This window comes from Paenibacillus sp. SAFN-117, from assembly GCF_051966115.1.
In the GTDB taxonomy this organism is placed as follows: domain Bacteria; phylum Bacillota; class Bacilli; order Paenibacillales; family NBRC-103111; genus Paenibacillus_L; species Paenibacillus_L residui.
In genome coordinates, this window is sequence record NZ_JBQCLK010000042.1 from 19,432 (window position 1) to 45,736 (window position 26,305).

The following is a 26,305-nucleotide window of genomic DNA, read 5'->3' on the forward strand; positions in this document are numbered from 1 at the left end:
TCAACTCTTTCTATATTAATCCTGATTCTGTGTATATATTTTAGTATATTCCATAATACAGTATCATTTCTACGACATTTCATCCAGCTATCCGGATTAGAGCCAAATTCCGCTAGCCCCCATCCAAATCATCCGGGCGGCCAATACAATCAAGGTCATTCTCAGCAGCCAAAGCAACCGGTTGCCGCTTAATCGGGAAGCCACTATGGCACCCAGCCAGCCGCCGATTAAAGCTCCGGGAGCAAGAGCGGCAAAACTGACCCAATCTACCTCCCCGAATATCACATGAGTTACACTGCCCAGTACGGCACTCAGCAGAATGACAAACATCGAAGTGGCTGCGGCTATATGAGGCGGATAACCAAAAAGCAGTACCATAATAGGAACGAATAAAGAACCGCCTCCGATACCGAACAGGCCGGAAGTCAATCCAACGACGAAGCCGGTGATCAGGGCCGGAACAACGGAATATCCGTATACATAGGTTTGGCCCGCAGCGTCGGTAAATTCCCTGCGAACCTTCCATCGGAAATCAAAAGGCTTCAAATGATCTCTTGCAATCAGCAGAAGCGCCATGAACAGCATAAATCCGCCAAAGGCCAGTTGAAAAACATTCTGGTCAAGGCTTCCCGTCAAGGCTGCGCCCAGCATGGCCGCGGGACCGCTGGATGCGAAATAAAGCCAGCCGCTGCGAAAATCTATTCTTCTTCGTTTGGCATAAGTCAATGTCGAGGTCAAGGCCGTCAGAATAAGCACGGCAAGAGAAGTGCCTACAGCGACTTGCGCCGAAATTTCTTGTCCCAGCAGCATCGGGGCTATACTTATAAGAGAGGGAACGATGATAATTCCGCCGCCTAATCCTACAATACTTCCGAAGGTGGCAGAAACCATCCCGATCACAAGCATTAGAAGAAACGCCAACAAGTTTCCGCCTTCTTTCTGTTCGGGTTTACCTTAAGTTCAGCAACCATCTTACCACAACTGTCCTTATGCGGCAAAGTAAGGGGAACGACTAATTCGGGAGGAGATAACGATCTATGTGAGCGCTCTAATTTCCGCGAAAGATACTATCCAATAATGTCCAATGGAAAAAAAACGCTGCACTTCTGCAAGGCAGCAAGAACAGCGGATTTTTACGCAACAAAGAAGGCTTACCTATTAAACGTCTAATCGGCATTCACTTATAGATGGAATACTTTGACCTTATCGTTCAGGGAGTCGGCATGCTCCTTAAGGACTTCCGAAGATGAAGCAATTTCCTGCATCACCGCCGTTTGCTCTTGAGTGGATAGCGCAACCTGCTTAGCGCCTTCGGAGATCACCTTGACGATCTTAGCAATTTCCCGTGTTTCTTCAAGTGTATTCTCTATCTGGCGCACTTGATCCGTCACCACTTCGGCAATGCGGTCTACCGATACGGAAGTTTCATGGGTTGCCGTAGTGATCCGGTTCAGCGCCTCCTTAACCCGTTCCCCTTTGGAACTTTCATATTCCACCATTTGGACCTGATTCGTAATATTCGTGACCACGTTGGCTACATGCTTCTGAATTTGCTGGATCAGGTCGTTAATGCTGCTGACGGCCGCCGAGCTCTGCTCCGCCAGCTTGCGGATTTCTCCGGCAACTACGGCGAACCCTGCCCCGTGCTCACCCGCCCTGGCCGATTCAATAGAAGCATTCAATGCGAGCAAATGGGTCTGGTCTGAAATATCTCCTACAACTTGCGATATATTCCCGATCTCTATCGCATTCCGATCCAACTCACGTACCAGCTCGATGGTTTGCTGATTAGCCTTGGCGAGGTCGAACAGCCCGTTAACCAGCGTATGCACGACCTCCCCGCTCTCCTCAATGGCACCGACCATATCCTTGGCCAAATTCGATGCGGAGCGGGCTTTCTCGCTGACATCCTCCGCCGCCTGGGTTATCCGCTCTACCGAATTGAAGGTGCTGAGCGTAGACTTCTCCTGCTTCTCTACCCCTTGCGCTATATCATCGATCGTGCTGGCGATGGTTTCAACTTGATGGGCCGCCTGCGTAATAGCTCCGCTAAGGGCAGCCGCATTTTGATTTGTAAATTGAACGTTATTGGAAACCTCGGCAATCATCTGCTTCAAATTCATAACCATTTTATTAAAGGATTGGCTAAGCGCGCTCAGCTCATCTCTGGAATGATGAACCGGCATAGTGACCTGCAAATTCCCGGTAGCCGCCTCATTGACCGCTTCCGTAAGCTTCAGAAGCGGCTTGATCAGCCAATTGGCCGCAATCCAGCCCAGGAAGCCCGTCCAGAATACTCCAAGACCCAAGATAATCGAAATATATAGCCAATCGGACATCCCGCCGGCAATGATATCCTTCAGGACAAAAATAAACAGGGCACTGGTTCCATACGTGGTTAGGGATACGAGTGTAATACCCAGCACCATCTTCTTCACGATTCCGAATCTCATCTCTGCGACCACACTCCCGACTGATAAAATAAAAATACAACTATTTTCCTATTTTATCGGCATCGGACGACCTAAAATGAATAGTTATACCTAAGTTTCCGTCATTTTTCACAAAGAGACATAGCTAAGACCGGCTGTCAAAGGCGTCCACCCGGCTAATTTCACGTTTTCCCAGCGGTCTGCCGGCCCCGGAATACGAATCTCCGTGGAACCCTCCGGGTCTGTTCCAGCCTGTCCTGAAGCCTTCGCAACTACGGGCGTTAACAGTTGTGTAATGCTTACCGGTCGTCGCTAAAATCGTTTCTCCGCAGAACGGCCGCTCATCCGCCTGAATGTCGGCAACCCGCCACTTCCTTTCCAAAATAACAAAAGCAAAACAGCCTGCGTGGACAAGCTTGTCCATGCAGACTGTTTTCCAGGCAACCGTCAAATTAAAAAAACACGGCTCCTTCTATATAACTCGTCCGGTCAAGATTCCTGCTCACCAAAATACATTTCGTGAGCAAGCGCCGTCTGTACTCTGGCCTCTTCTTCCGTCAGCTTGCGAACCAGCTTCATCTCTACGGAAGTAACTTCCTCGCCCTGGAAGTTGATTTCGGCGACGGATGCGAAGATTTGCACGATGGCAATCGCCTGATTTTCCGGAGTATAGGCTATCACCTTCTGGCCGGTCGGGTATACCCGGAACCCGTTCTTGACCATTTTCGTCATGCCATATTCCAGAAGCTCGTACATTTCCTGCTCTGATTTAAACTTGCAGACTGAGTTGAATTCCGTTTGAAATCCCATAAGTATTCCCCTTTCTGCTCTTAGTCTCCAGAAATTATCCATGGCCTCATGGATGCATGATAGTCGTTATAAAAAAATAATAAATGAGTGCAAATCACTTTATTTTCAGACAATTTCAGGGCGAAGCTGCTAATCTAATTTTCGTCAAAAGTGTATTGAATGCTGTTCTTGTCCTCATGTCTTTGGAAAGCGAGGCGGATCAGATCATCCAGCAGCTGAGGATAGGTCTTGCCGGACGCCTTCCACAACAGGGGATACATGCTGAACGGAGTAAATCCGGGCATCGTATTTATTTCATTAATGTAGACTTGCCCGCTCGCTTTGTCCAGGAAGAAATCCACCCTGGCAAGCCCCGATCCGTCAATCGCCTGAAAAGCGCGAAGAGCCAGCTCCCGGATCTGCTGAGCCTTCTCCTCGGGAAGCTCCGCGGGAATAATCATGGCCGATTTGCCGTCTATATACTTTGCCTTGTAATCATAGAAATCATTCGATGATACAATTTCACCTGCTACGGATACTTCCGGCTCCTCATTGCCGAGTACACCCACCTCGATTTCGCGGGCGGACACATACTCTTCGACAATAACTTTGCGGTCATATTTGAAAGCCAGTTGGACCGCTTCCAGCAGCTCCTCCCGGTCCGACGCCTTCGATACTCCGACGCTGGAACCGAGATTGGCCGGCTTGACGAAGCAAGGATAGCCTACGGCCACTTCAATTTCCATAAGGAAGAAAGCCTGATCCTTAGCCCACTGAGCCTTGGTAAAATGGCGGTATATACATTGAGGAAGCCCCTCTTGCGCAAACAGCTTCTTCATCGTGACCTTATCCATGCCGACCGCCGAAGCCAATACTCCCGCTCCGACATAAGGGATGTTGGCCATTTCCAGCATCCCCTGCAGGGTACCGTCTTCCCCGTAGGTTCCATGCAGCAGAGGGAATATGACATCCAGCGTCCCGGGGTGCTCCGCAGCTTCGGTGACCGCAGTCTCCGCCGCTCCTCCGGAGGCGAACAATGGCATAAGGGCAATACCCGATGGATCGTTCTTGTCCGGGCTTGAAGCATCCGGCTGTTCGGGAGAAATGAGAGCCTGAAGATTGCCGACCGGACCGTTCAACGCTTTGCCGGTGCGCCATTCCCCTTGCTTGGTGATATAGAATGGATAAACTTCGTATTTCGAATGATCGAAGGCCTGGATAACGGCCAGCGCGGTCTGCAGAGAAACGTCATGCTCCCCGGACCTGCCGCCGTAAACTAGCCCTACCCGTATTTTTTTGTCCATGTGTACCTCCGGTTAAGTATAGTCAAAGATGTCTGGTCCAAAGATGTATATTTCGATTACAACCAATCCGGGATATGATACAGGCGGTAATCGGTCCGGTCGGTCCAAGCATAGGAGTCCCGGTAATCCCAGTAACGATGCTTGCTGTTCACCGTTTGGGCATTGACTAAAGGCGAGCCGTCTGCCGAGAATGCGGTAACGATCGTCGTATGCTGGAATCGTCCGTTACCGTCCCAATCGTAGCATATGACGTCTCCTAATTGAAGCTGCTTCGGGGAAGCGACTCTTATCCCCCGCAATCCTGCCTTGCTGCTGTGCAGATGCTGCTGCAAACTGTTGGATACCGCCCAGCTGAAGCTCCAGTTTTCCTGCTTGCCGCTTTTTCCCCGGTACCACCAACCGGATTCTCTTTTTCCAGTATAGTTCATTGGAGCACCGCCTGCAAAGAGGCACTGGGATACGTAATTCGTGCAGTTAACGTCGAAGGCCAGATACTCGGGGTTATAGGAGTCCCACCACATATCCGCATAGCGTACCGCTTGCGCCCGATCATAAGGTGCCACTCGATGAGACATTCTTTGCGCAGGGAAAATTTCCCTGTTCAAATACGGCATGGAGCAGGTTTTCATCCCCGCTATAAGGGCGTACGCACTATCCTCCGGCTGGCTGACCGCTTCCCAATCCCCCATGTAAGGGTTGACGGCATATTCGACTCTTCCCGAGCCCGGCTCATGCTCAGAGGAAGGCGGTCTCTCGACCCGGCTGATGATCCAATGACTTCCTCTCTGACGAAGGGATAAACGTTCGCGTTCAATTCGTTCTTCCTTCTGCCTCCGGTTTAACACATCATATTCAAAGCTTCGCCGCAATTCCACATCGGCCGTGACTATCCCTTCTATTTCTTGTGAATAGATCAGCTTCACTCTGGTTTCGCTCTGCACAGGAGCAAGCCCTCTTTCCCTATGAACGGCAGCCAGCCTGCGCATATGTTTGGACAGCTTATCCAAGTATTCCTCATCCCACAAATAAGGCAGCACCGGCTTCACCGAATAGTCGAGCTCCATCCGGTTGCGTCTGTCCACATATTCATAAATGACGGATTTCCAGCTCATCCTCATTCCCCCTGCTTCAACCTGCGTTTAAACATTCCATTATACGGGATGTCCCGGTCCGGTTGACAAGCTCCGGACGTTTCCTATACAATCCTTCAATTGGTTCACTATATGAGATAAAAATTTGGAAAATGTTTAATTCCTTCAGTTTGGAAAGAATGTTAAAAGAAATTGCTCAGTTCAAGCGTCGGCTCGCGGAATATTACAAGGTGTAGTCGTTGAATTTACGGTTATTTGCGGGTCATCCTTATACTTGCTGATATTTGAAAAAAGGGTTTACTGTGTCTCCGGGAAAAGGTATACTATAGATGAAGCTCAATCGTGAAATCGGATTTCACCAGATGAAACGATTACTGATTTTTCTTTTATTACTTCATAGGAGGGATACTCCATGCCAAGAAAAGACCATTTTTCTGTCAAGACGTCTCTATCGGTCAACAACCAAGAGTACGTGTACTACAGCCTAAGCAAGCTGGAGGAACAAGGGTTCGGCTCCATCACGAAGCTTCCTTATTCCATCAAGGTATTGCTGGAAGCGGCGGTTCGCCAATTTGACGGAAGAGCCATTACCAACGAACATGTTAAACAAATTGCCGGTTGGGCAGACAACTCCGATCCTAACAAGGAAATCCCGTTCATCCCCGCGCGGATCGTGCTTCAGGACTTTACAGGGGTACCCGTTGTCGTAGACCTGGCAGCTATGCGTGCCACGGTTCAACGGTCCGGCGGAGATCCGAAGAAGATTAACCCGCTGGTTCCTGTGGACTTGGTTATCGACCACTCCGTAATGGTCGACTCCTTCGGAAATTCCGAAGCTCTTGCTTATAATGAGAAGATTGAGTTTGAAAGAAACGAAGAACGCTACCGGTTCCTCCGCTGGGCGCAGACAGCCTTCGATAACTTCCGTGCCGTTCCTCCGGATACCGGAATCGTTCACCAAGTGAACCTGGAATATCTGGCTTCTGTAGCGGCTACGAAATCTGTAGACGGAGAGCTTGAAGTTTACCCGGATTCCCTCGTCGGAACGGACTCTCACACGACGATGATCAACGGTCTTGGTGTCGTTGGTTGGGGAGTTGGAGGAATCGAGGCCGAGGCGGGTATGCTCGGACAGCCTCTATACTTCGTTACACCTGAAGTTATCGGATTCAAGCTGACCGGAAGTCTGGCAGAGGGAGCAACCGCAACCGACCTGGCTCTGACGGTTACCCAAATTCTGCGGAAGAAAGGCGTAGTCGGCAAATTCGTAGAGTACTTCGGACCGGGATTGGACAGCTTGAGCCTGTCTGACCGTGCTACGATCGCCAACATGGCGCCTGAATACGGGGCGACCATCGGATTCTTCCCTGTCGATGAAGAAACGTTGAAATACTTGAGACTGACCGGCCGCAGTGAAGAGCAAATTTCTCTCGTTGAAGCCTACTACAAGGCGCAAGGACTGTTCCGTACAAGTGATTCTCCGGACCCGCAATATACGGACGTCATTGAACTGGATCTCTCCACGGTCGTTCCCAGCTTGGCCGGACCGAAGCGTCCTCAAGACCGCGTAGAGCTGACAGAGATGAAGGAATCGTTCAACACCATCGTCCGCACCCCTGTGGAGAAGGGCGGATACGGGCTGAGCGAAGAGAAGCTGAAGGAAGAGGTTAAAGTCTCCCATCCGAACGGCGAAACCTCTACCATGAAGAACGGTGCAGTCGTTATTGCGGCGATCACCAGCTGTACGAACACCTCCAATCCGAGCGTTATGGTTGGAGCGGGTCTCGTAGCGAAGAAAGCGGTAGAGCGCGGATTAACGAAGCCGGGCTACGTGAAGAGCAGCTTGACTCCGGGCTCGCTGGTCGTTACGGAATATCTGACCAAGGCCGGATTGATCGAGCCGCTGGAGAAGCTGGGCTTCCACGTTGCGGGATATGGCTGCGCCACTTGTATCGGTAACAGCGGACCGCTTCCGGATGAAGTTTCCAAAGCGATTGCCGACAACGACCTGACCGTTGCGGCCGTACTGAGCGGTAACCGGAACTTCGAAGGACGGATTCATGCCCAGGTGAAAGCGAACTATCTGGCATCTCCTCCGCTCGTTGTCGCCTACGCTCTGGCCGGTACCGTCGATATCGACCTGACTACAGATCCGATCGGCTATGACAATAACAACGAGCCGGTTTACTTGAAGGACATTTGGCCTTCCAACCAGGAAATTCAGGAAGCGATCCAGTTGTCTCTGAGCCCGGCTATGTTCCAAGAGAAATATAAAGATGTATACCGCGCCAACCAGCGCTGGAACGAGCTGGATGTTGCCGAAGGCGAACTGTATCAATGGGATGAGAAATCTACCTATATCCAAGAGCCTCCGTTCTTCGTAAACCTGAGCCCTGAGGCGGGTTCGATCGAAAGCATCCAGGGAGCCAAAGTATTGGCCCAGCTCGGCGACTCGGTAACTACGGACCATATCTCTCCGGCCGGGAACATTTCGCCGACCAGCCCTGCGGGACAATATCTGCAGGAGCATGGAGTGGAGAGAAAGGACTTCAACTCCTATGGTTCCCGCCGCGGTAATCATGAAGTGATGATGCGCGGAACGTTCGCCAACATCCGCATCCGCAACCAAGTGGCACCCGGCACGGAAGGCGGCGTAACCACTTATATGCCGACCGGCGAAGTGATGTCCATCTATGACGCTTCCATGAAGTATCAGGATCAGAACACTCCGCTGATCGTACTGGCCGGTAAGGAATATGGAACCGGAAGCTCCCGTGACTGGGCGGCCAAAGGAACCTTCCTGCTCGGAGTTAAAGCCGTTATCGCGGAAAGCTTCGAACGGATTCACCGCAGCAACCTGGTCGGCATGGGCGTCCTGCCGCTTCAATTCCCTGAAGGCATGAGCTGGAAATCGCTCGGTCTGACCGGAACCGAAACCTTCGATATCCTCGGACTGGACGACAACGTACAGCCTGGACAGAAGATCAAGGTGAAGGCAACCCGCGAAGACGGCTCCAGCTTCGAATTCGAAGCGATCGTCCGCCTCGACAGCATGGTTGACGTAGACTACTACCGGAACGGCGGTATTCTGCAAACCGTTCTTCGTCAAATGATGAGAGAAAGCAAATAAAAGCGGCAGGCTGTCCGCTGACAGCCCGCCCGGTTAAGACAATCCCCCCTGTGCGATGCGCACAGGGGGGATTGCTGTGTTATTCGGTTATTTGTTCTCCAGTATTTGTTCTCCAGCGATTACCGAATCATCTTGCCCATCCGGTTGGCCGCTTCGACGATGATGGGAGCATCCTGCTTCATCTGCTCCATCGTCAGCCGGTTAGCCGGGCCGGACACCGCCAGAGCCGCGACGAGCTTATGGGAGCGGTTGAAGATCGGAGCGGCAATGGCCGCCGCCCCTTCCTCCCTCTCCTCAATGCTGGTGGCATATCCCAGCCTTCTCGCCTCCCGGATTTGTTCCAGAAACCGTTCGCGTTCCGGGCCGTTGGGCCAATCCTCCGACTTCTTCAGCTCCTCCAGAGTCTCCGGATCGGCGAAGGCCACCAGAATTTTACTGGAGGCGCCGACATACAGCGGCAGCCTTACGCCAACCCGGGCAACCCGACGGATGGCCTGGTTGCTCTGAACCGCTTGAATGCGAATCCGCTCCAAGCCGTCACGGACATACAAACTGACCGTCTCTCCCACGATATCGCGCAGCCTCTCCATCTCTGGCAGCAGCAGCACCGCAGGGTCATCCGTCTGCGACATGCCGGCAGCCAGCTCCCAAATCCGCAAGCCAAGCCGGAATTTATCCGTTTCTGCATGCCTGACCAGGAAGCCCTTGCTCTCCAGCGAAGCGATCAGCCGGTGAACGGTGCTCTTATGAAGCCCTACCCTGCCTGATATTTCGGTCAAGCTTAAATCCGAAGCGTCCGTAAAGCATAACAAAATATCTAGAGCGCGCTCAACGGCACGCACCGTCAGTTTATTATCATCTACCATGTGCACACCCTCTCAAAGTTTCACCTTATGAAACTCGATTACACCTAGTATACCCGATGCATCGCCGAGCGTAAAGAATCGTTTATCTGCAGGCACCAAAATTTGTTTGTCCTCCCCGGATCCAACGGCCCTGTCCACTGAATTTTCAGGCATACATAATTAGACGATCGAATACATTGACAATAGTGTTTATGTCGGAATCGGCCATATTTTATGCAAGGGGGAATGATCCATGCTTAGAGTCTACGGACCGCTTATGCCATTGAGATTATTGGAAGAAATCCGGTTCTGGAAAATGCAGGAGAAGGAGCATACGGAAGTTATCCGTGCTCTGGTCGGCAATTTGGAGCCGCAATATGTGAAGCTGCTTGAGGAATGGGAGCCTGTATTCGAAAGAACGGAAATGACGGCCACTCAATGGATAGAGGCGCTGATACGCTCCCCTGGAAGCATCTCCCCTTATGCCCACTCGCAAGTTCAAGCTCTGGTGCAGGAGTCGGTCCGTCAATCCCGTCTCTTCGTCCGGCAGCTTATGCATATGCTGCACCACAGCCAGGCCATTGCCGGGAATCCGACGGCCCAGGTCGTCGTGCGCCATATTATCCGCGAGTCGGAATATTTCCTCGGCGTGCTGGATGCCTTTATGTATGATCGCGGGCAAGAGCCCCCATGGCACGGCAGCTATGGAGCCGGGGCGGTCTGGACCGGCTTCGGTTATCATCCGCAAGCAGGCTCCCCGGCAGCGAGCCCCGGCTCTTCACCCAATTTCAAGGGCCAGGAAGCCGGCGCCTACCGGAAATCGGAAGCGGCCGGCACGAATCCGCCGGAACGGACCGGGACCGATTCGGCACCGCGTTCCCAGGCCTCCGGCGGAGAAGAAGTTGCGAAGGTCCACCTGCACCGGGAGAGCGGCGAGCCGCTAACCGCCGCCGGCGAAGGAAGCTGGTCGCAGATGATTCCGGATCTGAAGCCCGTCCCGATCGGTGGGCATGTGCTACCTCCACTTCCTTATAGCTACGATGCACTGGAGCCCCACATTGACGCCGAGACGATGAGAATTCATCACGACAAGCATCACAAAAGCTATGTAGACGGATTGAATCTGGCGGAGAAAAATATGGCCAGAGCACGGCAAACAGGAGACTTTGCCCTTATCAAGCATTGGGAAAGAGAAGCGGCATTTAACGGGGCCGGCCATTATTTGCATACCATCTTCTGGAACATCATGTCTCCGAAAGGAGGAGGCAAGGCGACCGGACCGATTGCCCAGCAAATTAACAAAGACTTCGGCAGCTTTGCCTCGTTCAAGAAGCATTTTTCGGAAGCCGCCAATAAGGTAGAGGGAGGAGGCTGGGCCATCCTTGTCTGGAGTCCGCGCAGCCATCGTCTCGAAATTCTCCAGGCGGAGAAGCATCAGAACCTGTCCCAGTGGGATGTCGTCCCTCTTCTCGTGCTCGATGTCTGGGAGCATTCCTATTATTTGAAATATAAGAACGAGAGGGCCAAATATATAGATGCCTGGTGGAACGTGGTCAACTGGAACCATGTGAACGAAAGATTTGAGCAAGCCCGCAAGCTGCGTTGGCAGCCTTACTGAGTTTTAGCTCTCTACTGCAATAGCTCCTATGAAATCTGGTGAACAGGCAACTGGAGCTCTCTATCGTGCAGGCCATCGTGCAGCTCATCATGCCAGTCATTGTGCGAGTCATTGTGCGAGTCATTGTGAGGAAAGGGGCCGTTCCCATTTCTAACGAAACATAAAAACGCTATTTCCCCAAAAGAAGCCTGCCCCATTTTCTAACGCAACTACCGGTCGCTATTCACCAAAATAGAAGGTCATAGAGCAGCATTTTGCCATAATAACTATCCTGAGTTTCGTTAAATTTTGAAAAGTGCCGGTTTTTACTTCAATAGCGGTTCTCAAGTTCGTTAAGCGTCAAAAAAGCGAGTGTTAGTGGAATTTGACCACTAACCTCGCTCTTTTTTCGAAGTCATATACAATTTTCCGGTTAAGACTGTTTTTAGTCATGTGGAACCGACTCTATTAGACAGCTCCCCTAGCCGGGCAGAAATCGGATCTAACGCTATCTACAGAATAACAGCATCCTTCGCTGAACCCATCTCTGTGCCATTGTTCCAGAATAGCTCCCGGACTTCCATTGATCAACCGCTTAGTCCTTCAGCTCAGTCCTTCAGCAAGGACATGAACTCAGCCCTCAATGCGGCATCCTTCTGGAATACTCCTCTGATAGCCGAAGTGACGGTCTTGCTCTCCGGCTTCTTCACGCCGCGGGAACACATGCACAGGTGCTGTCCATCCACTACCACCATAACCCCGTGAGGCTCCAGCACTTCCACCATAGTGTCCGCTATATCCGCGGTAATACGTTCCTGCAGCTGCAGTCTTCGCGCTACCGCATCCACCAGTCTGGCCAGCTTGCTTAGGCCGGCTACCTTGCCGCTTGGAATATATCCGATATGGACTTTGCCGAAGAAGGGCGCCATATGGTGCTCGCAGGTGCTGTAGTAGACAATATCCTTGACGATGACCAATTCCTCATGCTTCTCATCGAACGTGACATCCAGAATTTCACGCAGATCCGCATGGTATCCGGCGAAAATCTCCTCATACATTCGGGTCACTCGGGCAGGCGTCTCCAGCAAGCCTTCGCGACGAGGGTCCTCTCCGATCAGACGAAGAATTTCCCGGATGTGGCCCTCTATCTCCTCACGGTGATCAGCCACTTTCTCATTCCTGTATTCCTGAAAAGCCATGTGCATAACCTCCATTTGCCCGACCACTGGATCTCGTACGTTGGACTACTTTCACCGTTCTTGGTCGTTGTCTTGGTTTGCCTCAATAGAATTATAAGGGGTGCATCCCGTACAGCTTATAATTCCATTTTGGCGATGAAACATCCATCAAACTCGGGTCGTAACCCACGAAATATTCGGATAAAGCTATCCTTATTTAAACTTCTGCTTTTTCATCATCTGTTGAACTTTTTGCATCTGTTGTTTGTTCATGTTGTAACCCATCTGCTTTGCCATCTTCTGCAGCATGTCCGGATTGCTCTGCATCTTCTCGATCTGCTTTCTCAAGTAGAAGACACCGGCAAAAAACCCTATGGCGATTCCGGCAATGAGGGTTATAATGGGGATGACATAGTTCATGGTGACACCTCGACCTCTAATTTTCTTTCTAACCTGATTAATGATAGCATGTCCGGGCTCTTGTGACAAACATTAACCGTTCCATCCTTCCAATTCCAGAAGAAATCGCTTAATCGGCAGCCCACCGCCGTATCCGACCAATTCCCCGTTGGCTCCAATGACCCGGTGACAAGGAATAATAATCGACAACGGATTGTTGTGATTGGCCCCTCCTATCGCCCTTACCGCCTTAGGAGATCCGATTGCCTGACCGATCTGCAGGTAGGAGCGGGTTTCCCCGTAAGGAATTTGCCGCAGGGCATTCCATACCCGCAATTGAAAAGCGGTTCCGCGCAAGTCCAACGGAAGCCTGAAAGCCAGCCGCTTTCCTGCAAAATATTCCTCAAGCTGTTTTACCGTTTCCCTTAGTACTAGCTTGTCCGGAAAAATCGTCTCCGCCGAAAGCTTCTCCCGGCACCATTTCTGTAAGGTGCTCTCCACTTCGCTGTAGCGCCCGAATTCCAATCTGCATAATCCCTGTTCGGAGGCGCACAATACCAGCGGCCCGACCGGTGATTCCATCTCATCATAGAATGCCTGCGGCATACTGTACCTCCCCCTTGCCTTCGCATCGGCTCATTTTGCTGATTGCGGCTTGACTGCATGTTTTTCCTCGGCCCCAGGGTCAGCCGGCGCTGCCCATTTATCCAATGCCTTGTCCAGTTCCTCGCGGACCTTATCTTCGGTTTCCTTGTCCAACGCCTTAAGCACGGCATCCTTCGCTTCTTCTCCGGCAATTCTCCCCAACGACCATGCCGCCGTGGCCCGGATTTCCGGCCGGGGATCCTCCAGAAGCAGCTTGGACAGTAACGGGACGGCCGTCCGGTCCCGGAAATGCCCCAGCGCAATAACCGCATTCCTCTGAATCGGCTTCCTGCCTCTCCAGGAGGCGGCGCTTTGCCCGTATTTATCCTTGAATTCCCGGTTGCTCATCGTGAGCAGCGGCTTCAATAGCGGCTTCACCAGCTCGGGGTCGGGCTGCAGCTCCGGCTGATGCGTCCAATTCATTCCTTTATTTTTGGGACAGACGATTTGACAGGTATCGCAGCCGTATAGGCGATTTCCTATTTTCTCCTTGAATTCGTCCTCCACGTAGCCTTTGGTTTGAGTAATGAAGGAAATGCAGCGATTAGAATTCAACTGCCCGGGACCAACCAGCGCCCCCGTCGGGCAGGCATCGATACAGATCGTACAATCCCCGCACTCTTCCGTAATCGGCGTATCCGGGGGCAGAGGAAGATTCGTCACCATCTCGCCCAAATAAACCCAGGATCCCCATTCCGGAGTGATGATCGCGCAATTTTTGCCGCTCCAGCCGATTCCCGCCCGCTCGGATACAGCACGGTCCACCAAGGCTCCCGTATCCACCATGCTGACCATATGGGCTCCGTCTACCCGGCTGCGGATGAACTCCTCCAATCTGGCTAACCGGTCCCTCAGAACATGGTGATAGTCCGTTCCCCAGGCCGAACGCGAAATCATTCCCCGATAAGCCCCGGGCTCCGACCTCGGAGGATTATTCAGCTTGGACGGGTAAGCAATCGCAATCGCGATGATGGAACGAGGTTCGTCAAGACTTCGATCAGGGTATACCCTTTTATCGATATCCGGCTCCTCGAAGCCCGATTCGTAGCCCTTCCTCCGGTGCTCCAGCAAAATATCCTTCAGCTCCAGGAACGGGTCTGCTGTAGTAAAGCCTATTTTGTCGATGCCAAGCTTAGGAGCGGCCTCCACGATTTCCTTCTTGAGCGCAAGCCATTCCTCTCTCCCCGCCGATCCTGTCAGCAGCTTCATTTTGCCTCACCTCTCTATGCTCCGGGGCTGCGAGCCTCCTAGTTTAAGAGACTCAGACTCCTCCAAACTTGTTCAATGGCCAAATAACCCAGACCGCCTTCCCCACCACGGCAGATTGAGCGATAGCGCCGAACGTCCGGCTATCCCGGCTGGCACTGCGCCGGCGGTTATCCCCGAGAACAAACAGATGACCCTCCTTCACCTGATAGGGTCCAAAATCGCCATCTTCAATAGGGGAGCTGACATAATCCTCTTCCATCAACTGATCGTTCACATACAGCTTGCCAGACCGGATTTCGACCCAGTCTCCCGCTTCCGCAATAACGCGCTTAACCAGATAGTCCCTGCTGCCGCCTGTGGGAGCCGGATCCTTGAAGATCACAATATCCCCGTAGTGGGGTGCTGTAAAGCGGTAGATAATTCTATTGACAAACAGCCTCTCCCCATTCGACAGGGTCGGTTCCATGGAATGGCCGTCCACAATAGACTGGGAGAAGACGAACTGATTAACGATTACCACAACCAATAGAGCAACGGAGATAGACTTGATCCAATCCCACAATTCTGCCGCGAAGCTGCCGTGTGATTGTTCTCTCCTCTCCTTAATGGCCGGGTCTTTACACTCATCATCCAAGGCTGGGTTCATAAACCTGTCCTCCGACTTTCTTTCCACTTGGTCTATAAATACGGCAATAATGAAGCTTCCATTCCGTTTCCAAAGGAAAAGTGCCGCCGAAGCCTACAACAACCCTCTGCTTTATTTCTTGATGAGTAAGCCTTGGACGGCAGGTTTGCAAGCGTTAATCCTGTAAACCGCTTTCTCCCTGCGCTGTATGGACGAAACCTCCGTTTGCCGCAATATTATAACTTCATACACCTTATTATTCAGGAAGCGATAAATTTCCCTCTTCTATAGCCCCGGCATTCGCTGCAAGAGTTAACCGGTATCCGGAAATAAGCATCGCTTCTTATTAATCCCTGTTTTGAATATAGCATGATCCAACAGGTATAACCACCCTCGCCCGCTTCAATCATTATGACGCTGCAGCAAGGTCTTCCATACCTGCAAACCGCTTTAAGCAGAAAAAATTTATTGAAGCAATCGCGGAAGCATGAATCATTTAATACACATTTTATCGCCAAATAGAATTCGATGTCGTTCATAGGAATCGGAAGCTATTCTGTACGGCAAAATAAAGAAAGCATATCATCCTGCCATTAAAGGCTATCAGTGATATGCTTAATCGTCCATTTGTCTGCTGATTCGTGTATGTCATTAACCGTTAACGATACGTAGGGGCTTCAGAGGCTTGAGAAAATCGCTCGCACTGTACCCTAAAGATCTGTACAAAGGAAGGACAGGTTCGTTGTGGGCATCGACGGTAACGACAATTTGGCTGACCTTGCGATGGATGAATCTCTGCTTCAGCGAATTGATCAATGCCTTTCCAACCCCTTTACCCCGATGATCGGGATGAACGGCGATCCGGTAATAATAGCCTTTATTATCATCAATCGTCCCAATAATCAGTCCAATGATTTCTTCTTCAATGGCGGCGACCAGCACCAATTGACTGTCCAATGACAACTGTCGGCTGAATGCCTTCTTGGTCTCTTTACAGCATTCCTCGGACAAGACTTCCTGCAAAAGTTGGGTTACCGGATAAAAATCAGATAAATGAAAGGAACGTACGATCATGTCTGTCTCCCCCGCAGCATTGGATTAAGTAATTCTATAACATCGGGACTTAAACTAAGAGCTTGTTATATTATTTTACTACAAAAATCGTCAAAATCCTTCAAATTGTTAAAAAAAATTAATAAAAATTTCAGATTTCTCTTGAAAACGCTTCATTTCAAGCGCTTTCATCGATTTAATATCGTTTATTTTATTTGTACGACCATTCATCTTTTTTAAGAATAAAAAAAGGTAATTTTGTTCAACCTAATTAAAGCCGATTCGCAGTATGAACTATTGTAAAGTATTTATGTAATAGGATATGTAGTCTCTGTTTATTCAGTCAAATAATAAAATATAGTACACAAAAATGCTTCTTCAGGCAATGCCCGAATTTTTTTCATTTTGCATTTTTCACCTATTATATCTGTATGATAGTTCCAGGGCTGATTAAAACCGCTTCTACTTTAGATACATAAATGTTGATTTATTATCTTAAATATTGGATAATAAATAAAGAAACGAATTACATAATATTAGGAGGTTATATCATGGCACATCAATTACCAGCACTACCTTACCCTAACAATGCTCTGGAACCCCATATCGACGAGCAAACCATGATGATTCACCATGACCGCCACCACAATACCTACGTGACGAATTTGAATGCGGCATTGGAAAGCGCTCCTGAATTACAAAACAAAAGTGTGGAAGAATTAATTTCCGATTTGAACAGCGTGCCGGAATCAATCCGCACAGCGGTCCGCAATAACGGAGGAGGACATGCTAACCACTCCTTGTTCTGGGTAACGATCGGCCCTAACGGCGGAGGACAGCCTACCGGCGCTCTGGCCGATGCCATCAACAATGAACTCGGCGGCTTCGACAAGTTCAAGGAAGATTTCGCTAAAGCTGCTGCAACCCGTTTCGGCAGCGGTTGGGCTTGGCTGTCCGTCGACAAGGACGGCAAGCTTGAAGTAAGCAGCACTCCGAACCAGGACAGCCCGCTGATGGAAGGCAAAACTCCTATCCTCGGACTGGACGTATGGGAGCACGCTTATTATTTGAAATATCAAAACAAACGTCCGGATTACATCGCTGCATTCTGGAACGTTGTCAATTGGGACGAAGTAGGCAAGCGCTTCGAAGCTGCCAAGAAGTAAGGAACCAAGATTTATTGAATTAAAATTGCAAGCAGGCCCGGCATTATGCCGAGCCTGCTTTTATTTATGGTTTTACCGGAAGATCAAGAGCCGTGCCCTTTAAACGTCGTCCTTTCAGTCTCATCATTTCTGGAACCTATTTCTATTGGATGGTTTTTGAGTCGGTAAGGAATAGTATTGATCGCGTGATTTTAGGACGACAGCTATTTGTAAAACAAATTTTATGCAAACAAGAGAAAAATGGAGATTTCGCGAGTATCTGTTTTCTGAAAATGTGGACAACCCATGACACTTCGAACATTGGCAAAAGACGAACATTTGTTTTTCTCCGTTTGACACTTTAAACGCGCAATTGCTACCCTAGTCATAATTTCCATTTATATGGAACGGAGTGATCGTTCAATTGCTGAAGTTTCCGGATTGGTTTATTTTTTTCGTTAAACAATTGACTCGTTCCAAGGGGGCCATCCTGTTTATCTCCCTACTTACCGCAATAGCTGTAGTATGCGGGACAGCCGCTCCTCTCCTCATTGGTCGACTAATGGACGGGGTCATGCTGCGCGGCGCCGAGGGAATGGTCAGAATCTCCCTTCTGTTATTGGGAGCGTTACTGCTGGCGGAGCTATGCGTCGCCCTTCGGGCCTATATATCCGCCAAGACGATGACCCGGCTTTCCTATGAGTTAACGGAAGAAACATTGGCTTCCGTACTTCACACTTCTGCCGATTTCTCCACGAAAACCTCTAGGGGTGAACTCCTTCAGCGATGTACCCAGGATACCAGGGTGATCCAGCAGTTTGGGTTGGCTACTCTTCCCGGCTTTGCACAAGAGCTTTTGCTGGCCTGTGCCGCGATAGCCGTCATCGCCCAATGGAATTGGACCCTTGCGATTGTCCTTCTGGCATCATACTTCATTCTGTTTATTCCAGTCCATATCTACGGCCGCAAAAGGGGCAACGCCAGACAAAAACTGGTCGCCCAAGACGCAAAGCTCCGCCAGAGCCTGCTGGAAAGACTGGATACGGTCAAGCAAATCAAATTATATGGAACCGAACGAAGGGAATATGAGGATTTCGCAACGGATCAGGGCAAATGGGCAGACCTCAAGTTTCAGGAGAATATTGTGGACAGCCTTTACAGAACCTTTCCCCGCATCCCTGATTCGTTGGCTCCGGCATTGGTTTTTTTGTTTGCGGGATGGCAGATGTTTAAGGGAGAAGCTTCCGTGGGGCAGTTAGTAACTATTCTCGCTTATATTCCGGCAATCAATGCTCCGGCACGCTCGTTTTTCGGACTGTATGTCAGTTTTGCCGATATTAAGGTGCGGATTCACGGAATAATAGAGTATTTGCGTCTGCCCGTCGAGTCAGGCAAGCAACCCGGTTTACGCCAGCTACCGGATTATCGGCAGCAGCCCATTTCATTTCATGATGTCCATGTTGCAGGGCCGCGAGGCGATTTGCTGCGCAATCTCAGCTTCACGATCCTGCCCGGCGAGCATGTCGCAATTGTCGGACCGAGCGGAGCCGGCAAAAGCACGCTGCTCCAGCTGCTGCTACGGCTGCGAGAACCATCGGCAGGCGAAATTAGGATTGGCGGTATCTCCATTCGCGAGCTGGACGCGACCCATCTCCGAAGCCGCATCGGATATATCATGCAGGAAGGCATATGGTTCCGGGATAGCTTATTCCGCAACTTAACCTATCTCGGTGATGCCGATCGGGGGACGTTGGATAAGTGGATGAAAGCATTCGGAGCGGAGGATATCGTGTCCAAACTGCCTTCCGGCTACGATTCCGAGATCGATTTCAACGGCAATCGCCTTTCCGGCGGACAACGACAGCTTATCAATCTGGTACGCACGATGGTGAAGGAACCCGACATACTGCTGCTCGATGAGGCGACCTCCGCTCTGGATCAAACTAGTGAATCCACCGTGTATCAAGCTTTGGAAGCCTGTGCAGGCAGCCTAACCCGGATTAATATCACCCATCGCTTGAGAGGAGCCGCCTTAGCTGATCGGATTCTCTTGCTGGACAAGGGAGAACTGGTAGAGGTAGGTACCCATGAACAGCTCCTGCGTCAACAGGGGCCGTATGCCAGAATGTGGCGACAAGAACAACATGAGCAGGCTGCGGATGCTCCACCGAGAGGAGGCGTTTCGGATGAACGAATCCCAGCCCTCACCCGATAGATGGCCGGCCGTTTCAGCTTATGCCAAGAAGAATCTTTTGCCCCACTGGCCAAACTTATTTCTGATTTTAATGAAAAATGTAATTGGCAGCCTGCTATACATGGTACCCCCCTTCCTGTCCAAATACATACTGGAAACCGTGTTTCCAGAGCAGAATTGGAATCTGCTCATCACCGTCACAATATGCATGGTAGCCGCACCGATTATAGGGAGCATGATGATTATACTGGAGGATGTGTGGGGACGATTCATGATTCGGCTGGCCGGCCGGGGAAGGGCGGATTTGTATAACGGGATTCAGCACCGCCCCCTCGGCTGGCTGCATAATAACAGGACAGGCGATTTGCTTACACGTATTCTGGACGACACACATTCCATTACGGATTTGGTTAACGGACATCTCGGGTTTATGCTTTTTCACATAGTGACCATAACGGCGGGTTCGGCAGTTTTGCTTGTGCTGGAGCCTACATTGGCTTCTATCGTTCTCATATTATGGGCGGGACAGGCTGCCCTCGTGAAGCTTCTGGGCCGCCACGTCAAACAGAAAGCCGCTGAAACAGCTCGTCATAAATCTTTAGTCTCGGAATCAGTACGGGAAATCATCTCCGGGGCTGCCTTCATCAAGGCAGCAGGAAAAGAGTCCAAAGCTATCGGACATTTGCGGGACTGCTTGCGTCAGGAGTGGAATCATACCCGGCGCGAGGTATTGGCGGATCATAAAGTTCGCTTGCTCCATGCTTCCTTGAACGCAAGCTTCCTCGTTTTCATGTACACGGCCGGCGGCTGGCTCGTACTTCAGAATAAAATGACCATTGGTTCTCTTGTAGCCTTCGTCGCCGTTTACAATTGGCTCAGACCGTTCGGAATCTCACTGATTGACATGGTTATAGGCACCATGAAGGTAATCCCCTCGATGGAACGGGTAACCGATATTGCGTTTCCTGTACGTAAGACGAACGCGGGCAGCATACCCCAAGGGCCAATCACGCTGGAGACCAGGAGTCTGTCATTTCGCTACGACAGCCGACCTATACTGGACGATGTCAGCTTTCAAGTTCCTTCCGGCTCCATCGTGTCTATAGTAGGCTATCGAGGTTCCGGCAAATCAACTCTTGTCGATCTGCTCCTCGGACTATACGAGCCGGTATCCGGATGCGTTTGCCTAAACGGAATTCCTTTGCCGCAACTCGATCCTGCTTGGCTTCGAAGTCAGGTGCTTTGCGTATCTCAGGATGTAAGGCTAAGGAGCGGAACCATTCTGGACAATATCGTATTCGGCCGGGAAAACATCGGAATGGAGGAGGTTTGGGAAGCCGTTCGCCTCGCCCAGCTGGATGATTGGATTTCCCGTCTTCCCGATGGCTTGTTTACTCGGGTGGGCGAACAAGCGCTGCAAATATCCGGCGGAGAACGACAGAGAATTAGTATTGCGCGTGCACTGCTGCGCAAACCGGCCATTCTTATCTTCGATGAGGCTACTTCTGCTCTAGATCAAGGGGCAGAACGAAGACTACTGAAGCAGATGATTAATGAGCTGAAGGGGGTAACGCTTCTCTTTATTACCCATCGCCTAGATGTTACTCAGCAATCCGACGAAGTCCTGGTGCTGCATGAAGGCCGTCTCGTCGACAGGGGTAGCCCCGAGGAGCTAAGGTCGCGTCCGGGTATTTATCGGGAGCTATGGGTGGAGCAACAAACACCTCTTACGGAGAAAAACTTCTGACGAAGCAGTTCAATAGAGGATCGAAACTGTGTGCCCTTCTGTACGATTATTCATACAAAAGCTGGACTTCACGGCGCACCCATGTCTAATTGTTCGATTTTACGTACAAACCGTTCTCTTTCACATCAGATCATCGCGTATTTGTATCTTTTTTACTATGGGGCGGATACGGGCGAGATAGATACTTTTTTTCAAAAAGCCTGACTTTTAACACTATTTCGCCTCACAATCCGCTGTTTCAACAGTCCCGGAAATCTATTTGATCTGCAAAGGACTGACAATGATTTTTGTCTTTAATACGCTTTTGGGACGCGACGTAATGTCAGTAGATACGCTAGAGCATCAAGCACACAGCTTAAGCTTGTTCTATTCCGACTTCAGCCAGAATGCGCAGGAACACATTCGGGAAGGCGTAGCGCTCCATCTCGCCGGCATCGAGCCAGCGATAATGGGGCGGCAGCCCGGCAGCCTCGAACCGGGGATCGAGACGGCACCGGTACACGGCCAGCTCCCAACGGATATGGCTGAAGATATGCTCCGCATCCATCAGCCACCGTTCCGGGAGCACCGTGACCCCGTCCGTCTCCGCCAGCCCGGCGCCGAGCGCCTCCATCTCCGCCCCCTGCTGCGCTGCCGCCGCCTTTCCTGCAGGCCGCTCGATCTCTATGTGGGGAAGCTCCCACATATTGGCGAGCAGGCCCTGGCGGGGCCGGCGGCGGATGAGCAGCTTGCCGGCGTGAGGGCCGCTGCCTTCGATCAGGGCAACGGCCCTCGCCTCGATGCGCGGCGGCTTCGCCTTCGTCTTGACCGGCAGCTCCTCCGCTTTCCCCTCCAGCCTGCCCCTGCACCGTTCCATAACCGGGCAGGTGAGGCAGTGAGGGGACCGCGGCGTGCATACGGTCGCGCCCAGCTCCATCAGCGCCTGATTGAAGCTGCCGGCCTCCCCTTCCGGGATCAGCTCCCGGGCCAGCTTCTCCATCTTCACGCGCGTAGGCCCTTTGGCAATGTCGTCCTCGATGAGGAAGAAGCGGGACAGCACCCTCATGACATTGCCATCCACCGCCGGCTCCGGCACATTATAGGCGATGCTGAGCACCGCCCCCGCCGTATACGGCCCTACTCCCTTCAGCGAGGAGAAGTCCTCCTTCCGGTCGGGAACCGTCCCTCCGTAGCGCTCGTGCACCTCTCTTACGGCGGACTGCAAATTTCTCGCTCGCGAATAATAGCCGAGGCCTTCCCAAGCCTTCAGCACTTCCTCCTCCGGTGCGTGGGCCAGAGCCTCTACATCCGGGAACCTCTCCAGAAACCGGAAATAATACGGAATGACCGTATCCACCCGGGTCTGCTGCAGCATAACCTCGGATACCCAAATATGATAAGGGTCTGACGTTCTTCTCCAGGGCAAATCGCGCTTATTCCGGTCGTACCATTCCAGCAGACCGGCGGCAAAATAACGTCTGGTCTCTAACTCTTGCATTGTATTATTGTGCATTACTTCTCCTCTTTCCGCCAAAACCCGGTATAATAGTAGTAGATTATTTCTAATGTTCGAAGTCCGTAGATAACCGGCGAGAACTTGCTTCTGTCGGAGCAGTTGTAATCCGTTCCACACCATCTGCAAATGCGGCGCTCCTGCGATATGCCTGCAAATTAAGACGATGGGATGTGCTAGACATGCTGACACCGGGCGAATTAGCCTCAGCTTTAAACAAGCTCGTATTCTCACCGCAATTGATTGGACATAACAAAACGGATGCGGATTGGCACCATAAACCCGGGCGAATCCGTCACCCTTCCATGTGGCTTATCGTTAAAGGCAAAGGGGTCTTCACTATTAACGGCACTCACTATCCAGCCGAGCCGGGGAAGCTGTTCTTCTTCAACCCCGATATGACCGTTGAGCGCAGGACAGACCCGCTCGATCCGTTGGAATATTACTTTATCCGCTATCATTATGCCGAATGCTTCCAGGACAAGGACGTCTGGAGCTTCAATACGGAGCAGGACCGTCCTTTTCCCCTGCAGGGCATGTATACGTTGAACAATCCCCCGCAGATGATCTATCTGCTGGAGCAGCTTGTCGTGCTCTGGAAAAGAAGGGGCCCGATTACCGCGATGCGCCGCAAAATCATGCTGCAGGAGCTTATGCTTAACATTATACTGGATTTTCGCTCCCAGAAAATCACAGGCAACACGACGGCTGCGATTGACAAAACGCAGGATTACATGAGCCGGCATTACCAGGAGCCGTTCTCGCTGGAGCAGCTTGCCCAGATGGCCGGCCTCAGCGTCAGCCATTACTCCCGGCTGTTTAAGAAATATACGGGTTACAGCCCCATTGACTACTTGACCCATATTCGGGTGGACCGCGCCAAGGAATTGCTGGTCCTGTCGGATTACCGGCTGAAATCGATTGCGAACAGCGTCGGTTATTCGGACGAGTTTTATTTTAGCCGAATTTTCAAGAAAATTGAAGGCATCTCCCCCCGCGACTATGCCAAGAAGCACCGCAATGGCGGCGGTAAAAAAAGCTCTTAACGAGGTTTTTTCGGAGATGAACAACCCGGTTCTAGAGGTAGCTTTTTATGCCAATAAGAATCTTTTTTTACACCGCCTTAACGCTGTAAAATTCTTATGTGGTAAAAAAAGCTCCTAACGAGGTTTTTTCGGAGATGAACAACCCGGTTCTAGAGGTTGTCCCAGCGGATGGTTAAGCATCGATGAAACGGTAACGGACATGAGAGACCCTATTTCGTCAATTTAGGCCGTTTTTTTAGACTAACGGAAATAGGCGCGCTTATTGCACAGAATTCTTCTACTTTCGCGAGTATTTCTTGAAAATAAGGTCATCTGGGTCCGTTAAAGTTACCAAAAGGCCATTCTGGGCTATTTAAGGTCCCCAGGATCCGTTATTGTCAAACCGCGCTTGGACACGTTATTCGACAACCATTTGAAGTCCGTTAAAATTACTGGAAGGCCCTTCCAGGGCACCCTGAGGTCCGTTAAAGTTACCAAAAGGCCCTTCCAGACCATACCGCGCCCGCAGGTTTTTCACATGATCCTCCAAGGGAAGCGGGCGATTACTAGGGAAAGTCCCCCCTGGAGGAATTGACTTGTAAACGGCTGCTGTAGTAAGCTAACGCTTGGACTTAGTCTGCAGGAGTCTACCAGAAAAGTGAGGGAATGGCTTATGTTACAGCACGATAACGATTGGAACCGGATACTGCGTACCTGTATTAAAGTTTCCGTTCCTTTAATTCCATTATTCTATATATGGGGAGCGCAGTGGTTGTTCAGCGCACTCCTCTGGCTGCGGGACTCCTGGAATCTGCCGTTCTGGGTTCAGCCGGCTTCCGCCGCCGTAGCCGCGATCATCAGCGTCATTCTGCTGTTCTCTTACAAGACCGATGGCGATCGCACCCGCGATACGAAGCTCGCCTTCAAAATGGCGCTTCCCGTATTTGTCCTGTTCGCTTCCCTATTGCTTCTGCTTTACTTGGAAGCAGTCAACGGGGTATTCGTTCATTTGGTCCGGGCTCTTTTTCTATCCTTCTTCTATGTGCTGCTCGGCGTATTATTCAGCCGGTCGCTTGTTTATTTAGGACTGTGGCTCTTCGCACTGACGGCAGTCATCGGAAAATTCTACCTGGGCTTCTCCCCGTTCGTACTGGAATCGATGGGAGGACTTAGCCTGATCGTTTGCGGTTGGATTCTGCACAGCGTCGGAAGGAAGTACGCGAAGTCTGCTCATTAGGGGCCTGTTCCCCTAATGGCGCTTTCCGGCCAGCCATCTGCTCTTCAGCGAGTCGATGGCATAGTAGAACAGCGGCACGCCCATGGCGGCCAGCCCGAACGTCATCGCCGCATTTTGCAAATAGTCGTTCAGTTCAATAGCGTCATGAGCCATCTGCTGCGATAAGCCGATCATCAGGGCACTCGCGGCAAACGCCAGAGGCCTCACGCTGTCGAGCCGGAGCAGCCGGGAGAGTACAAACACGGAAACATACAAGCACAGACAGACCTTGATATAAATACAAGTCGTCCAAATCGCTACCAGCATCGGGTCAATATTTTCGAGAAAATCTCCGAAGCGGATGTAGCGCACCGCCTCCAACAAAGGGTACGTGAGATTGGTCGTCAGCTCGCTGCCAAACAGAAGCAGCGTTGGAACCTGCAGCATGAGAACGAAGAGGGTTCCCAGCAGCGCCGCCCCTGTTAAGCTGCGGAAGGTCCGCCCCGACTCCTTGAGCTTCGGGAAAAACAGGACCACCATCACCCATTCCGCATATAATGCGCAAACCATATAGGCCCCTTCCCAAATCTCCCTGACGTCAAAGCGGGTGAAGAAACCGATGGCCCGGTGCCCGTCCACCTGGTACCCCAGCATGGCGGTGGTAACGGCAATAGAGATTACAACAAGAATGAAGATCCCCTGCGCAAACCGGAAAATCACCTCAATGCCGGAACGGACGGCAAACGCCGCACTAATCCCCAGCATGCCGGAAACGACCCAATCGGGAGTTCCGGGTAAATAATTTTGCACCATAAAATCCTGGTATTCCCTCAGAACGAAAGCTGACAGTTGAAGCGCGAAAAAAACAATGACCAGCATTAACGGCACATGCAGCCAACGGCCCACAATTTCCCGGCCATAATCGGCCAAATAGCCATCCGGCCTTCTCTTCGCGAATGCAACGGACAAATAAATCCATCCCAGCCCGAGCGCGCCCCCGGCCAGCATGACCCATAGGGAACCGTATCCCGAAGCTTTGGCCAACGGCCGGATCATAAATCCCGCAATGGAAGAATAGAAAAAAATAACGAACAGCATCACGATTTGGCTTTGAGTGATCCTCTCCATCCTCTACCTCCTGCCTGTAAGATGCCAATGCTGATCCAGTTCCTGCTCTGCTTATACCCGA

The 26,305-nt window shown here is 51.1% G+C and carries 22 protein-coding genes; 7 read left to right on the plus strand and 15 right to left on the minus strand.

Going from position 1 to position 26,305, the window contains the following annotated elements; translation table 11 throughout:
- Window positions 1–96: 96 nt before the first annotated feature.
- The 6 genes from ACTHRH_RS22445 to ACTHRH_RS22470 form a co-directional block, all read right to left on the minus strand.
- Complete coding sequence (locus ACTHRH_RS22445; protein ID WP_440417714.1) at window positions 97–921, minus strand: sulfite exporter TauE/SafE family protein; 825 nt, start codon at window positions 919–921, stop codon at window positions 97–99.
- A 260-nt stretch (window positions 922–1,181) separates the two neighbouring features.
- Window positions 1,182–2,453, minus strand: coding sequence for a methyl-accepting chemotaxis protein (locus tag ACTHRH_RS22450; RefSeq protein ID WP_379289640.1), 1,272 nt, complete (start codon window positions 2,451–2,453; stop codon window positions 1,182–1,184).
- 124 nt (window positions 2,454–2,577) lie between these two features.
- Window positions 2,578–2,856 (minus strand): hypothetical protein, encoded by a 279-nt coding sequence (locus tag ACTHRH_RS22455; RefSeq protein ID WP_379289638.1) that lies wholly within the window; start codon window positions 2,854–2,856, stop codon window positions 2,578–2,580.
- Between the two features lie 65 nt (window positions 2,857–2,921).
- Complete coding sequence (locus tag ACTHRH_RS22460) at window positions 2,922–3,242, minus strand: hypothetical protein (RefSeq protein ID WP_144934509.1); 321 nt, start codon at window positions 3,240–3,242, stop codon at window positions 2,922–2,924.
- Between the two features lie 134 nt (window positions 3,243–3,376).
- Complete coding sequence (locus ACTHRH_RS22465) at window positions 3,377–4,525, minus strand: D-alanine--D-alanine ligase (RefSeq protein WP_379289636.1); 1,149 nt, start codon at window positions 4,523–4,525, stop codon at window positions 3,377–3,379.
- Window positions 4,526–4,581: 56 nt separating this feature from the next.
- Window positions 4,582–5,637 (minus strand): amidase domain-containing protein, encoded by a 1,056-nt coding sequence (locus ACTHRH_RS22470; RefSeq protein WP_313960572.1) that lies wholly within the window; start codon window positions 5,635–5,637, stop codon window positions 4,582–4,584.
- Between the two features lie 391 nt (window positions 5,638–6,028).
- On the opposite strand from ACTHRH_RS22470, the gene acnA reads away from it, so the two are divergent.
- Complete coding sequence (gene acnA, locus ACTHRH_RS22475) at window positions 6,029–8,746, plus strand: aconitate hydratase AcnA (protein WP_440417717.1); 2,718 nt, start codon at window positions 6,029–6,031, stop codon at window positions 8,744–8,746.
- 119 nt (window positions 8,747–8,865) lie between these two features.
- Here the strand turns inward: acnA and ACTHRH_RS22480 are convergent, their stop codons facing one another.
- Window positions 8,866–9,612, minus strand: coding sequence for an IclR family transcriptional regulator (locus ACTHRH_RS22480; protein WP_379289633.1), 747 nt, complete (start codon window positions 9,610–9,612; stop codon window positions 8,866–8,868).
- A gap of 232 nt (window positions 9,613–9,844) precedes the next feature.
- Here ACTHRH_RS22480 and ACTHRH_RS22485 point away from each other — a divergent pair, with 232 nt between their 5' ends.
- Window positions 9,845–11,209 carry a Fe-Mn family superoxide dismutase gene (locus ACTHRH_RS22485; RefSeq protein ID WP_379289631.1) on the plus strand — a complete coding sequence of 455 codons (1,365 nt, stop codon included), beginning with the start codon at window positions 9,845–9,847 and terminating at the stop codon, window positions 11,207–11,209.
- A 587-nt stretch (window positions 11,210–11,796) separates the two neighbouring features.
- Here the strand turns inward: ACTHRH_RS22485 and folE are convergent.
- The 6 genes from folE to ACTHRH_RS22515 form a co-directional block, all read right to left on the minus strand.
- Window positions 11,797–12,387 carry a GTP cyclohydrolase I FolE gene (gene folE / locus ACTHRH_RS22490; protein WP_144934490.1) on the minus strand — a complete coding sequence of 197 codons (591 nt, stop codon included), beginning with the start codon at window positions 12,385–12,387 and terminating at the stop codon, window positions 11,797–11,799.
- Window positions 12,388–12,579: 192 nt separating this feature from the next.
- The gene (locus tag ACTHRH_RS22495) at window positions 12,580–12,786 is read right to left on the minus strand and encodes a YneF family protein (protein WP_144934487.1); all 207 of its coding nucleotides are present in this window, start codon (window positions 12,784–12,786) and stop codon (window positions 12,580–12,582) included.
- 72 nt (window positions 12,787–12,858) lie between these two features.
- Window positions 12,859–13,371, minus strand: coding sequence for a methylated-DNA--[protein]-cysteine S-methyltransferase (locus tag ACTHRH_RS22500; protein WP_144934484.1), 513 nt, complete (start codon window positions 13,369–13,371; stop codon window positions 12,859–12,861).
- 30 nt (window positions 13,372–13,401) lie between these two features.
- Window positions 13,402–14,619, minus strand: a complete 1,218-nt coding sequence (gene queG, locus ACTHRH_RS22505; protein ID WP_144934481.1) for a tRNA epoxyqueuosine(34) reductase QueG — start codon at window positions 14,617–14,619, stop codon at window positions 13,402–13,404.
- Between the two features lie 52 nt (window positions 14,620–14,671).
- The gene (lepB, locus tag ACTHRH_RS22510) at window positions 14,672–15,265 is read right to left on the minus strand and encodes a signal peptidase I (RefSeq protein ID WP_379289628.1); all 594 of its coding nucleotides are present in this window, start codon (window positions 15,263–15,265) and stop codon (window positions 14,672–14,674) included.
- A gap of 630 nt (window positions 15,266–15,895) precedes the next feature.
- Window positions 15,896–16,318, minus strand: coding sequence for a GNAT family N-acetyltransferase (locus ACTHRH_RS22515; protein WP_144934476.1), 423 nt, complete (start codon window positions 16,316–16,318; stop codon window positions 15,896–15,898).
- A gap of 530 nt (window positions 16,319–16,848) precedes the next feature.
- On the opposite strand from ACTHRH_RS22515, the gene ACTHRH_RS22520 reads away from it, so the two are divergent.
- From ACTHRH_RS22520 to ACTHRH_RS22530, 3 genes are all read left to right on the plus strand, one after another.
- Window positions 16,849–17,463 carry a superoxide dismutase gene (locus ACTHRH_RS22520; RefSeq protein WP_144934473.1) on the plus strand — a complete coding sequence of 205 codons (615 nt, stop codon included), beginning with the start codon at window positions 16,849–16,851 and terminating at the stop codon, window positions 17,461–17,463.
- Window positions 17,464–17,866: 403 nt separating this feature from the next.
- On the plus strand, window positions 17,867–19,657 hold the full coding sequence (locus ACTHRH_RS22525; RefSeq protein WP_440417722.1) for an ABC transporter ATP-binding protein: 1,791 nt from the start codon (window positions 17,867–17,869) through the stop codon (window positions 19,655–19,657).
- Window positions 19,629–21,383 (plus strand): ABC transporter ATP-binding protein, encoded by a 1,755-nt coding sequence (locus tag ACTHRH_RS22530; protein ID WP_191964287.1) that lies wholly within the window; start codon window positions 19,629–19,631, stop codon window positions 21,381–21,383. Before ACTHRH_RS22525 ends, ACTHRH_RS22530 begins: the two co-directional genes overlap by 29 nt.
- 355 nt (window positions 21,384–21,738) lie before the next feature.
- Here the strand turns inward: ACTHRH_RS22530 and mutY are convergent, their stop codons facing one another.
- A complete protein-coding gene (mutY, locus tag ACTHRH_RS22535; protein ID WP_440417724.1) occupies window positions 21,739–22,875 on the minus strand; it encodes an A/G-specific adenine glycosylase in 1,137 nt (378 codons plus the stop codon).
- A 182-nt stretch (window positions 22,876–23,057) separates the two neighbouring features.
- On the opposite strand from mutY, the gene ACTHRH_RS22540 reads away from it, so the two are divergent.
- Together ACTHRH_RS22540 and ACTHRH_RS22545 are read left to right on the plus strand one after the other, a co-directional pair.
- Window positions 23,058–23,921 (plus strand): AraC family transcriptional regulator, encoded by an 864-nt coding sequence (locus ACTHRH_RS22540; protein ID WP_379289619.1) that lies wholly within the window; start codon window positions 23,058–23,060, stop codon window positions 23,919–23,921.
- Between the two features lie 652 nt (window positions 23,922–24,573).
- Window positions 24,574–25,137, plus strand: coding sequence for a hypothetical protein (locus tag ACTHRH_RS22545; protein WP_144934463.1), 564 nt, complete (start codon window positions 24,574–24,576; stop codon window positions 25,135–25,137).
- A 12-nt stretch (window positions 25,138–25,149) separates the two neighbouring features.
- Here ACTHRH_RS22545 and ACTHRH_RS22550 read toward each other — a convergent pair whose 3' ends face one another.
- Window positions 25,150–26,244: a GerAB/ArcD/ProY family transporter gene (locus tag ACTHRH_RS22550; protein ID WP_379286653.1), complete on the minus strand. Its 1,095-nt coding sequence runs from the start codon at window positions 26,242–26,244 to the stop codon at window positions 25,150–25,152.
- Window positions 26,245–26,305 lie beyond the last annotated feature (61 nt).

What these genes read in the sequence shown, in the direction of transcription:
- ACTHRH_RS22450 (WP_379289640.1), bottom strand. Translation starts at nt 2,453, where the DNA reads ATGAGATTCGGAATCGTGAAGAAGATGGTGCTGGGTATTACACTCGTA.
- ACTHRH_RS22455 (WP_379289638.1), bottom strand. Translation starts at nt 2,856, where the DNA reads ATGGACAAGCTTGTCCACGCAGGCTGTTTTGCTTTTGTTATTTTGGAA.
- ACTHRH_RS22460 (WP_144934509.1), bottom strand. Translation starts at nt 3,242, where the DNA reads ATGGGATTTCAAACGGAATTCAACTCAGTCTGCAAGTTTAAATCAGAG.
- ACTHRH_RS22465 (WP_379289636.1), bottom strand. Translation starts at nt 4,525, where the DNA reads ATGGACAAAAAAATACGGGTAGGGCTAGTTTACGGCGGCAGGTCCGGG.
- ACTHRH_RS22470 (WP_313960572.1), bottom strand. Translation starts at nt 5,637, where the DNA reads ATGAGCTGGAAATCCGTCATTTATGAATATGTGGACAGACGCAACCGG.
- acnA (WP_440417717.1), top strand. Translation starts at nt 6,029, where the DNA reads ATGCCAAGAAAAGACCATTTTTCTGTCAAGACGTCTCTATCGGTCAAC.
- ACTHRH_RS22480 (WP_379289633.1), bottom strand. Translation starts at nt 9,612, where the DNA reads ATGGTAGATGATAATAAACTGACGGTGCGTGCCGTTGAGCGCGCTCTA.
- ACTHRH_RS22485 (WP_379289631.1), top strand. Translation starts at nt 9,845, where the DNA reads ATGCTTAGAGTCTACGGACCGCTTATGCCATTGAGATTATTGGAAGAA.
- folE (WP_144934490.1), bottom strand. Translation starts at nt 12,387, where the DNA reads ATGGCTTTTCAGGAATACAGGAATGAGAAAGTGGCTGATCACCGTGAG.
- ACTHRH_RS22495 (WP_144934487.1), bottom strand. Translation starts at nt 12,786, where the DNA reads ATGAACTATGTCATCCCCATTATAACCCTCATTGCCGGAATCGCCATA.
- ACTHRH_RS22500 (WP_144934484.1), bottom strand. Translation starts at nt 13,371, where the DNA reads ATGCCGCAGGCATTCTATGATGAGATGGAATCACCGGTCGGGCCGCTG.
- queG (WP_144934481.1), bottom strand. Translation starts at nt 14,619, where the DNA reads ATGAAGCTGCTGACAGGATCGGCGGGGAGAGAGGAATGGCTTGCGCTC.
- lepB (WP_379289628.1), bottom strand. Translation starts at nt 15,265, where the DNA reads ATGAACCCAGCCTTGGATGATGAGTGTAAAGACCCGGCCATTAAGGAG.
- ACTHRH_RS22515 (WP_144934476.1), bottom strand. Translation starts at nt 16,318, where the DNA reads ATGATCGTACGTTCCTTTCATTTATCTGATTTTTATCCGGTAACCCAA.
- ACTHRH_RS22520 (WP_144934473.1), top strand. Translation starts at nt 16,849, where the DNA reads ATGGCACATCAATTACCAGCACTACCTTACCCTAACAATGCTCTGGAA.
- ACTHRH_RS22530 (WP_191964287.1), top strand. Translation starts at nt 19,629, where the DNA reads ATGAACGAATCCCAGCCCTCACCCGATAGATGGCCGGCCGTTTCAGCT.
- mutY (WP_440417724.1), bottom strand. Translation starts at nt 22,875, where the DNA reads ATGCACAATAATACAATGCAAGAGTTAGAGACCAGACGTTATTTTGCC.
- ACTHRH_RS22540 (WP_379289619.1), top strand. Translation starts at nt 23,058, where the DNA reads ATGCTGACACCGGGCGAATTAGCCTCAGCTTTAAACAAGCTCGTATTC.
- ACTHRH_RS22545 (WP_144934463.1), top strand. Translation starts at nt 24,574, where the DNA reads ATGTTACAGCACGATAACGATTGGAACCGGATACTGCGTACCTGTATT.
- ACTHRH_RS22550 (WP_379286653.1), bottom strand. Translation starts at nt 26,244, where the DNA reads ATGGAGAGGATCACTCAAAGCCAAATCGTGATGCTGTTCGTTATTTTT.